This is a genomic window from Halomonas sp. ATBC28 (assembly GCF_005937175.1).
GTDB classification, from domain to species: domain Bacteria; phylum Pseudomonadota; class Gammaproteobacteria; order Pseudomonadales; family Halomonadaceae; genus Vreelandella; species Vreelandella titanicae.
The window spans coordinates 106,106-115,267 of sequence record NZ_VCQL01000018.1; the positions used below are offsets into that span (position 1 = coordinate 106,106).

The 9,162-nt window shown below is 55.8% G+C and carries 8 protein-coding genes; 7 read left to right on the forward strand and 1 reads right to left on the reverse strand.

Annotated features, from left to right (window positions below; genetic code table 11):
* Positions 1-10: 10 nt before the first annotated feature.
* From E0L35_RS19480 to E0L35_RS19495, 4 genes are read left to right on the forward strand one after another with little or no spacing between them, the layout of a single operon-like run.
* A complete protein-coding gene (locus E0L35_RS19480; RefSeq protein ID WP_138801201.1) occupies positions 11-619 on the forward strand; it encodes an MSMEG_0567/Sll0786 family nitrogen starvation N-acetyltransferase in 609 nt (202 codons plus the stop codon).
* Positions 616-1,617: a sll0787 family AIR synthase-like protein gene (locus E0L35_RS19485; protein WP_138801202.1), complete on the forward strand. Its 1,002-nt coding sequence runs from the start codon at positions 616-618 to the stop codon at positions 1,615-1,617. The genes E0L35_RS19480 and E0L35_RS19485 overlap by 4 nt, the downstream gene beginning before the upstream one ends.
* Positions 1,618-1,619: 2 nt before the next feature.
* Entirely contained in the window at positions 1,620-1,904 is a 285-nt protein-coding gene (locus E0L35_RS19490) for an MSMEG_0570 family nitrogen starvation response protein (RefSeq protein ID WP_022521493.1), read from the forward strand.
* 41 nt (positions 1,905-1,945) lie between these two features.
* The gene (locus tag E0L35_RS19495; RefSeq protein WP_138801203.1) at positions 1,946-3,229 is read left to right on the forward strand and encodes an MSMEG_0569 family flavin-dependent oxidoreductase; all 1,284 of its coding nucleotides are present in this window, start codon (positions 1,946-1,948) and stop codon (positions 3,227-3,229) included.
* Positions 3,230-3,333: 104 nt separating this feature from the next.
* Here E0L35_RS19495 and ccoG read toward each other — a convergent pair whose 3' ends face one another.
* Entirely contained in the window at positions 3,334-4,782 is a 1,449-nt protein-coding gene (ccoG, locus tag E0L35_RS19500; RefSeq protein ID WP_138801204.1) for a cytochrome c oxidase accessory protein CcoG, read from the reverse strand.
* Positions 4,783-5,127: 345 nt separating this feature from the next.
* On the opposite strand from ccoG, the gene mapR reads away from it, so the two are divergent.
* The 3 genes from mapR to cydB all read left to right on the forward strand — a co-directional run bounded on the left by mapR (position 5,128) and on the right by cydB (position 9,039).
* Complete coding sequence (mapR, locus tag E0L35_RS19505) at positions 5,128-6,537, forward strand: GntR family transcriptional regulator MpaR (protein ID WP_138801216.1); 1,410 nt, start codon at positions 5,128-5,130, stop codon at positions 6,535-6,537.
* Between the two features lie 164 nt (positions 6,538-6,701).
* A complete protein-coding gene (locus E0L35_RS19510) occupies positions 6,702-8,108 on the forward strand; it encodes a cytochrome ubiquinol oxidase subunit I (RefSeq protein ID WP_138801205.1) in 1,407 nt (468 codons plus the stop codon).
* A gap of 19 nt (positions 8,109-8,127) precedes the next feature.
* On the forward strand, positions 8,128-9,039 hold the full coding sequence (gene cydB, locus E0L35_RS19515) for a cytochrome d ubiquinol oxidase subunit II (protein WP_283241547.1): 912 nt from the start codon (positions 8,128-8,130) through the stop codon (positions 9,037-9,039).
* The last annotated feature ends 123 nt before the right edge of the window (positions 9,040-9,162 follow it).

The following is a 9,162-nucleotide window of genomic DNA, read 5'->3' on the forward strand; positions in this document are numbered from 1 at the left end:
GGAGTGCCCGATGATGTCAACATCCGACGCCTATTCGGCCTATTCCAACTACCGGATCAAGTGGGCGAGCCTGCCTTGGGAAACCGATGAAGCAATGGCATTGCGGCGGCGCGTTTTCTGCGATGAGCAGGCAATATTTGATCAGGACGACCGAGATGCCATCGATGACTCAGCCCACCTACTCGTCGCTTTAGGGTGCACAGGAGGATGGTATGAGCAAGTGGTGGGGACAGTGCGTATTCACGAATCAGAACCTGGACTCTGGCATGGTTCGCGTCTTGCTGTTGACCCAGCCTTCCGCGCCCAAGGCCGCCTAGGCTCCACGCTGATTCGGCTGGCCGTCTCCAGCGCTCATGCATTGGGCTGCCAACGCTTTTTGGCCCGGGTACAGGCCCAGAATGAGGCTCTTTTTCAACAGCTGCACTGGCGAAGCATTGGCAAGGAGCTAATCCTTGATCGACCTCATGTGGTAATGGAGGCCGACCTTACCCACTACCCCCCTTGCCACTCTCCTCTTAGCGGCTTTGTTGTGCCTGGGCGTCAACGCCAACCTCTCGCTGAGCTGGCGCCTGGGCTGCTTAAGATCCTTTCAGCCCCCGCACTGAGACAAGCATCATGAGCCAAAAGCAACGACTCGACCTAACAGAACTGCTCCAGAAAGTGCACGACTATAGTGGTCTTGCCCATAAGGCCGATATCGCGCGGATCGCTCCCAACCTGACAGCACTGCCCGATGGCTGGCATCCCAACGGCGACGATACCGCGGCCATTCCCAGCGGCGAAAGCTACACACTGTTGGCGATGGAAGGGCTACTTACCGCCTTCGTCGCCGAGGATCCTTGGTTTGCTGGCTGGTGTTCGGTGATGGTTAACGTCAGTGATATCGCCGCAATGGGCGGGCGGCCCCAGGCAATCGTCAATGCTCTATGGAGCCATGACCCAGAAAGCGCTGAACTAATTGCCAAAGGCATGCGTGAGGCCGCCGACACCTTCCGCATTCCCATCGTCGGTGGCCACACCAACCTTCGCTCCAATCAGCCGCAATTGGCGGTCGGCATCCTGGGTCGAGCCCAATGCCTGCTGAGCAGTTTTGCGGCGCGGCCTGGGCAGCTATTAGTGGCGGCTATCGACCTGCGCGGCGCCTATCAAGCGCCCTATCTGAATTGGAACGCGGCCACAACGGCGCCCGCTGAGCGTTTGCGTGGCGACATCGAACTACTTCCCTGTATTGCTGAAGCGGGCTTGGCTATCGCCGCTAAAGATATTAGTCAGGCCGGTCTCCTCGGTACCACCTTAATGCTCATGGAGAGCGCTGATGTAGGCGTGAGTATTAACCTTGACGCTATCCCGAAACCCGAGAAAGTCACTTGGGAAGACTGGTTATGCACCTTCCCTAGCTTCGGTTACCTGCTCACCACGGATAATGAGCACCTTCCCATGCTGCTAGAGCGCTTCCGTGCCCGTGGCATCGCCGCCGCGCAGATCGGCGAGATCGTTTCCTCACCTCAGCTCTGGGTAGAAACCGACAATGATCGCCAGTTGTTCCATGACCTTGCAACGACTCCATTAACCGGACTGAGTCGTCCCCAAATGCCCATTCCCCAACAGGAGCTTTGAGCATGCCAGCCATACACTTCCACGTTCGCTGGCCAGACGGCAGCGAAGACCAGTGTTACTCACCCTCCACCGTTTTAAAGGAGTACTTCCAGGTCGGCGAGCGTCTCAGCGTCGATGCTTTTGTGGAACGCGCCGACATAGCCCTAGAGGCGGCCAGCCAGCGCGTCGAACAAAAATTCGGCTTCTTCTGCTCCAGTGCCATGGATCAGTCGACGGCTATCAAGGCCAAAGCCCAGCAGTTTGGCAATAATCCGCAGGACATGGTCGAAATTATCCGCATCGACTAGCCCATCAAACATCTCATCAATCGTTGCAAAGAGAGAGCGATATGAAAGACCTACGTAAGCACTATTCTGCCATTATCATCGGTGGCGGTCAGGCGGGGCTATCCGTCAGCCACTACCTTCAACAACAGGCAATCGGCCATCTCGTTATAGAGAAACACAGCTTAATGCATAGCTGGCAGACAGCGCGTTGGGATTCATTCACCTTAGTGACGCCGAATTGGCAGTGCCAGCTACCCGATCATCCCTACGACGGGGATGATCCTAAAGGCTTTATGAAACGAGACGACGTCGTCGCTTACCTTGACCGCTTTGCCACCAAGGTTCAGCCTCCCGCCCTCGAAGGCGTTGCCGTTAATCGCGTCAGTCTGAATAGCAACGGGAAGTACGCAGTGAAGAGTTCCGCGGGTGAGTTTAGCGCGGATCAGATCGTGGTGGCCTCCGGCGGTTATCATCTCCCTATCATTCCACGTATGGCAGAGCGATTGCCCGATCGGTTGTTCCAGCTACATTCCGCGGAATACCGAAGCCCTGAACAGTTACCCGAGGGGGCGGTGTTGGTGGTGGGCTCCGGCCAATCTGGCGCCCAGATTGCCGAAGACCTGCACATTGCTGGGCGAAAAGTCTTCCTCGCCACTGGTGATGCCCCGCGCGTGGCGCGTCAATATCGCGGCAAAGATGTTGTCGAATGGCTTGATGAAATGGGCTACTACGAGATGTCGGTCGATCAGCACCCATTACGTGAGGGAGTAAGAGATAACACCAACCACTATGTCACAGGACGTGACGGGGGCCGGGAGATCGACCTGCGCAAGTTCGCTCTCGAAGGTATGGAGCTATTCGGGCTATTAGAAGAGTACCGCAATGGGGACTTTATCTTTCGCGATAATTTGCAAGCCAACCTCGATCATGCCGACAGTGTTTACTGCAACATAAACCAGCGAATTGATGCCTATATCGCCTCCCAGGGTATCGAGGCCCCACCAGCGTCCGAGTACACGCCATGCTGGGAACCGAACCAAGAGCGTTCCGAGCTAAATCTGGTCGACGCAGGGATTAGCGCCGTTATCTGGTGCATCGGCTTTCGCCCTGACTTTCACTGGCTTGATGCTTCGGTATTCAATGGTCAGGGCCATCCCATACACAAACGCGGTGTCACCCAACAGCCCGGCCTCTACTTTATTGGCCTGCCATGGCTGCATACCTGGGGCTCTGGAAGGTTCTCTGGGGTGGCGGCTGACGCTGAATACTTGGTTGAACGCATCAAAGCTTATCAGCGACAACAGGATGCGGCGTTACAACCGCTCTCGGAGCAAGCGTCAGCCTGACGCGGTTCACACTAGCCATTGGGCTGCTATCAGAGTGTTACTGCATCGTTACTCGCTTTGATCGCAGGTTTTTTCGCTTTTTAGATCGTGGCTACCCGTACCCACTACTCCCCTGAAGGCCCCAGGAAACGTGTTTCACTGACCTTCGTGATGGAAGGGTTATCTAATGCGATAAAGCGCAGTTCGATGGGATGGCTAGGTTGTGAAAGATTGTCCGCATCGGCGGTGAGTGCTAGACGCAGGCTGCGTGTTTCAAACGCCGCCACCTCTAAGGTATCCACTCCCTGCAGACGAAGCCCTGGCAACCCCGAGGCTGATACCGCGTAATGATGGGTTTGGCCATCTTGATTGCGCAGCGTCACGTTGTAGTAATTGATAATGCGACCCTCTACCGTGCTTTCAAACAATGCCTGACGGTCGCGGGCAATCTCTACATCAATGGGCACCCGGGCGTTCAAGAAACCGACTAACAGTACCACCATGGAGAATAACGCCGCCGTATAAGCCAACAGCTGGGGGCGCCAAAAACGGGTCGCTTTACCTTCCAGAACACGCTCGGTGGTGTAACGAATCAGGCCCAGCGGTTTATCAATCCGCGCCATAACGCTGTCGCAGGCATCGATACACGCCGCACAGCCAATACACTCGTATTGCAGCCCGTCACGAATATCGATACCGGTGGGGCATACCTGAACGCAGAGTTCACAGTCGATACAGTCACCGATTCGAGTTGCCTCAACACCCTTTTGAGAATGGTGACGGCGCGGCTCACCACGGGCAGCGTCGTAGGAAACAATCAGCGTATTAGCATCGAACATCGCTGACTGAAAGCGCGCATAGGGACACATATGCAGGCATACCTGATGGCGGAGCCAACCGGCATTCAAGTAGGTAAACAGGGTAAAGAAACCGATCCAGAACAGCTCTAAAGGGTGCATGTCCAGGGTAAACATATCCACCACTAACGCTCTTATCGGCGTGAAGTAACCAACGAAGGCTATTCCCGTTGCCAACGCAATCAGCAGCCAAGCCGCATGTTTGGCGGTTTTGCGCCATAGCGTATTCAAACTACGCGGTGCTTTATCAAGCCGAATGCGCCGGTGCCGAGGCCCCTCCAGGCGATGCTCAAACCAGATAAACAGAAACGTCCACACGCTTTGCGGGCAGCTGTAGCCACACCACACTCGCCCAGCCACTACCGTGATCAAAAACAACCCAAAAGCGCACAGCACCAGAATCCAGGTGAGCAAGATAAAGTCCTGTGGGTAAAACGTCGCCGCAAACAGGTGGAACTCCTGGGCTGAGAGGTCAAACCACACCAGCGGCCGATCACCCCAATTGATCCACGGTAAGCCGAAATAGAGCGCCATCAACAGCCAGTTAGAAAAGCGCCGGATACGCTGAAAAAAGCCGCTTATTTCTCGCACATAAATATGCCCGAGCTTCGGTGGCTTGCTACTGGGAGACTGAGAATTGGTCGACTTAGACGGAGGCGTATGGTGTTCAACCGCCGCCTCGGTAGTCAGGTCTTGCAGTGGAATGCGTTGCGTCATACCGATATCCAAAAAAGAAAGAATGGTGGTTTATGCGGTCGAGGGGCGTCGCGAGGTAGATGATTAAGCATTTGTTAGAAGGCGCGACTTTTAAGTTAGCCGCTACTATGCTCATACAGGGATGGCACAAACAGATGCAGTTTTAGAGAAATAAGGCGTATCAGTTAGCACTAGCCTCTCATACAGCTGCTTTCTGATATGCTGTTTATTACTATATTTGAGCCTGTTTTACGCTTCGCACATGCGGCACAGTGGTGCTTTCTATCAGCAGAGAGGCGCGCTGTGCCAGCTAACACTGTGATGGAGCATTCGGGCGTTTTACTCAATGCACCGACGGTTTATCCCATGAAACGCTACGAACAGTTTGCCGATGAGATAGCGACGCTGATTCGCCAAGGTGTGCTTGGCCCAGGGGAACGAATCCCCTCGGTGCGCCAGGCTAGCCGCCATCACGGCATTAGCCCTTCTACGGTGTTCCAGGCTTACTATTTACTTGAGAACCGTGGGCTTATCACTGCAAGGGCACGCTCGGGGTATTTTGTGCGTGAACACGCCCGGCGTCTGCTGGACGAACCGCGTGTAACGCTGCAGCCCACCGACCCAGCAGAGGTAGAAGTCAGCGAGTTGGTGTTCTCGGTGCTTGGCTCGCTTCAGGATGACCGCACGGTGCCCTTTGGATCGGCCTTTCCCAGTCCTGAGCTGTTTCCGCTTTCGCGCTTGAGTATCAGTATGACGCGGGGGTTACGGGCGCTTTCGCCCCAACAGGTGGTGGCTGACATGACCACCGGGCATACCGATCTGTGTCGGCAGATTGCCCTGCGCTACATGCTGGGCGGCATTCAACTGCCGATGGAAGAGCTGGTGATTACCAACGGCGCGATGGAGGGCCTTAATCTAGCCCTGCAGTGCGTTACCGAGCCAGGCGACCTGGTGGCGATCGAGTCCCCAGCGTTTTATGCCAGCCTGCAAGTGTTGGAGCGCTTGAAACTGCGCGCGGTGGAGATACCCGTTCACCCACGGGAGGGTATCGACCTGGAGGTACTGGCAGAGCGACTAGGGACGCTTCCGATCAAAGCCTGCTGGTTTATGAGCCATCTGCAAAACCCAATCGGCGCCAGCCTGAGTAAAGGGCGCAAACAAGCGCTTTATCAGCTGCTAAAACAGCACCAAGTGCCGATGCTAGAGGATGATGTGTATGCCGAGCTGTATTTTGGCAGCACGCCACCCGCGCCAGTCAAAGCCTTCGATGATGAGGGTCTGGTCATCCACTGCAGCTCTTTCTCAAAGTGCTTAGCGCCGGGCTACCGGGTGGGCTGGGTAGCGGGCGGTCGCTATGCTCAGGCCATCTCGCGGCTAAAACTAATGACGACGATCTCGCCTTCCGTGCCCGCTCAGGCGGCCATCGCTGACTATTTGCAGCATGGCGGTTATGACCGTCATTTGCGTAAGCTCCGCCATGCTCTGGAAGCCCAACAAGGCAACATGCTGGCAGCGGCGGATCGCTACTTTCCTGCCAATACTCGCATCACCCGTCCTGCGGGCGGCTACTTTTTATGGGTGGAGTTTCCCGAGCAGGTAGATTCGCTGCGGCTATTCAATACGGCGCTCGACCATGGCGTTAGCTTAGCGCCGGGCCCAATCTTTTCCGCGACCCAGCAGTTTCGCCACTGCGTGCGCCTGAGTTACGGCCACCCCTGGACACCTAGCAGTGAGCGCGGCATGGAAACACTAGGCAGGTTATTAAGCCTCTTTTAGCGGGTACTCCAAACGCCATCTCCTTTCGACTGATCCGGTTTTTTAGTGAAAAACTGAGTCTGTTATGAAACACAGCGAAAGATAGACTGTTCCGATGAAGCCACACAGCGGCTATACCGGCCCACTATTTAGTTAAGACAGTGGCTGTCAGCGGAGGAAGCGCCATGTTCGGAATCGCGGCCATTGATCTGGCCAGGGTGCAGTTTGCCTTTACCATCTCCTTTCATATTATTTTTCCCGCCATCACCATCGGTTTAGCCAGCTACCTGGCCGTGTTGGAAGGGCTATGGTTAAAGACCCAGCGGGATACCTATCGTCACCTTTACCACTTCTGGTCAAAAATATTTGCCGTCAATTTTGCCATGGGCGTGGTCTCGGGCATTGTGATGGCGTACCAGTTCGGTACTCACTGGAGTGGCTTTTCCGCCTTTGCGGGCAGCGTCACGGGGCCTCTGCTCACCTACGAAGTGCTCACGGCCTTCTTTTTGGAAGCCGGTTTTCTGGGCGTCATGCTCTTTGGCTGGGAGCGCGTCGGCCGGGGCCTGCACTTTTTTGCGACCTGCATGGTCGCGCTGGGCACCCTTGTGTCGATGTTTTGGATTCTCTCTTCCAATAGCTGGATGCAAACCCCGCAAGGCCACGGCATCGTCAACGGTGTGGTGATCCCCGTTGATTGGATGAAGATTGTCTTCAATCCGTCTTTCCCCTATCGCCTGGCCCATATGGCGCTAGCGGCCTTTTTAAGCACGGCGCTGTTTGTCGCGGCCTCTGCTGCCTGGCTGTTGCTAAGAGGCAGACCGTCGCCTGAAGTGCGCACCATGCTCTCCATGGCATTGCTCATGCTAGCGATCACTGCTCCACTGCAGGCCGTAGTGGGTGACTTGCACGGCCTTAACACCCTGGAGCACCAGCCTGCCAAGATCGCCGCTATCGAAGGGCATTGGGATAACAGCAGCGGTGAACCTACTCCGCTCATTCTATTCGGCTGGCCCGATATGGCGGGTGAAGAGACCCGTTTCAAGTTGGAAATCCCCGTGCTGGGCAGCTTGCTATTACAGCACAGCCTGACCGAACAAATTCCCGCGCTTAAGGAGTTCGCCCCAGAAGATCGCCCCAACTCGACCATCGTGTTCTGGAGCTTCCGGCTGATGGTGGGGCTGGGGGTGTTGATGATTGTGCTTGCCATCGTGGGCAATACTCTGCGCGTCAAAAGGCGGCTATTTGAGTCTCGCCGCTTTCTACTCTTCACGTTATGCATGGGGCCAGCAGGGCTAGTGGCACTGCTGGCGGGCTGGTTTACTACCGAAGTGGGCCGCCAGCCCTGGGTGGTTTATGGGTTATTAAGAACCGCCGATGCGGCTTCAGCGCACAGCGCCGTCCATCTCAGCATTAGCTTAACCGCCTTTGTGGTGGTTTATCTGGCCGTCTTCGGTACCGGTGTTATTTACATGATGCACCTGGTGAATAAAGGCCCTGGCGATCCCTCTGCGCCCGCCTTAGGTGGCCCAGGCCATCACCGCACACCCGCCCGGCCTCTCTCGGCGGCTAACGAAACGCAGACAACTCACTAATAGATATGAGGGGTGCATTATGGGAATCGATCTATCGCTCACCTGGGCCATTATCATCCTGTTTGGTTTGATGATGTATGTAGTCATGGATGGTTTTGACTTAGGTATTGGCCTGCTTTTTCTGCGCGTGCATAACGAGCAGGAGCGCGACATTATGATGAATACGGTTGCCCCGGTGTGGGACGGCAACGAAACCTGGCTGGTGCTTGGCGGTGCGGGGCTATTCGCCGCCTTCCCCCTCGCCTATGCGGTGGTGCTGGAAGCGCTGGCAATTCCGCTGATCGTGATGCTGTTGGGGCTGATCTTTCGTGGCGTCGCCTTTGAGTTTCGCTTCAAAGCATCCCCCGAGCGGCGCCATGTGTGGGACAAAGCCTTTATTGGCGGCTCGCTGCTGGCGACCGTTGCACAAGGGGTTGCCTTGGGCGGCTATATTCAGGGTATCGCCTTCGATGGCGTTCACTTCAGCGGTGGCGCGTTGGACTGGCTCACGCCTTTTTCGCTGTTTTGCGGCATCGGCCTGCTGTTTGCCTATGCGCTACTGGGCAGCACCTGGCTGATTATGAAAACCGAAGGCGCCCTGCAACAGCGGATGTACCGGATCACCAAACCGTTGATGCTCGGGCTGCTGGTGATGATCGCCCTGGTCAGTGTATGGACACCGCTGGCTTACCCGAATATTGCCGCCCGCTGGTTTTCGCTACCCAACCTGCTGTGGTTTTTACCGGTACCGCTGTTAGTCATGCTGGTAGGTTGGTGGCTATGGCGTGCTATCGCCTTTCAAGACACCGCCCTGCCCTTTGTGTTGGTCTTGGCGCTGGTATTTTTAGGCTACAGCGGTCTGGGCATTAGCCTGTGGCCAACGATTATACCGCCCGATGCCTCTATCTGGCAGGTCGCCGCCCCTGCCCAAAGCCAGGGCTTTGCCTTGTAAGCGAGCCACCAAACCCATCTACTCAAGCTAATTACGCCTCTTCACACTAATGATCTCTTGTTGGTTTTGGAGATCACCATGACCTGTGAACTCAACCCTACCCGCGCCTTTTGGCTGGGTCAT

Bases quoted from the DNA above. Each gene is read 5' to 3' on its own strand.
- cydB (WP_283241547.1), top strand. From the start codon at position 8,128: ATGGGAATCGATCTATCGCTCACCTGGGCCATTATCATCCTGTTTGGT.
- ccoG (WP_138801204.1), bottom strand. From the start codon at position 4,782: ATGACGCAACGCATTCCACTGCAAGACCTGACTACCGAGGCGGCGGTT.
- E0L35_RS19480 (WP_138801201.1), top strand. From the start codon at position 11: ATGATGTCAACATCCGACGCCTATTCGGCCTATTCCAACTACCGGATC.
- E0L35_RS19490 (WP_022521493.1), top strand. From the start codon at position 1,620: ATGCCAGCCATACACTTCCACGTTCGCTGGCCAGACGGCAGCGAAGAC.
- E0L35_RS19510 (WP_138801205.1), top strand. From the start codon at position 6,702: ATGTTCGGAATCGCGGCCATTGATCTGGCCAGGGTGCAGTTTGCCTTT.
- E0L35_RS19485 (WP_138801202.1), top strand. From the start codon at position 616: ATGAGCCAAAAGCAACGACTCGACCTAACAGAACTGCTCCAGAAAGTG.
- mapR (WP_138801216.1), top strand. From the start codon at position 5,128: ATGAAACGCTACGAACAGTTTGCCGATGAGATAGCGACGCTGATTCGC.
- E0L35_RS19495 (WP_138801203.1), top strand. From the start codon at position 1,946: ATGAAAGACCTACGTAAGCACTATTCTGCCATTATCATCGGTGGCGGT.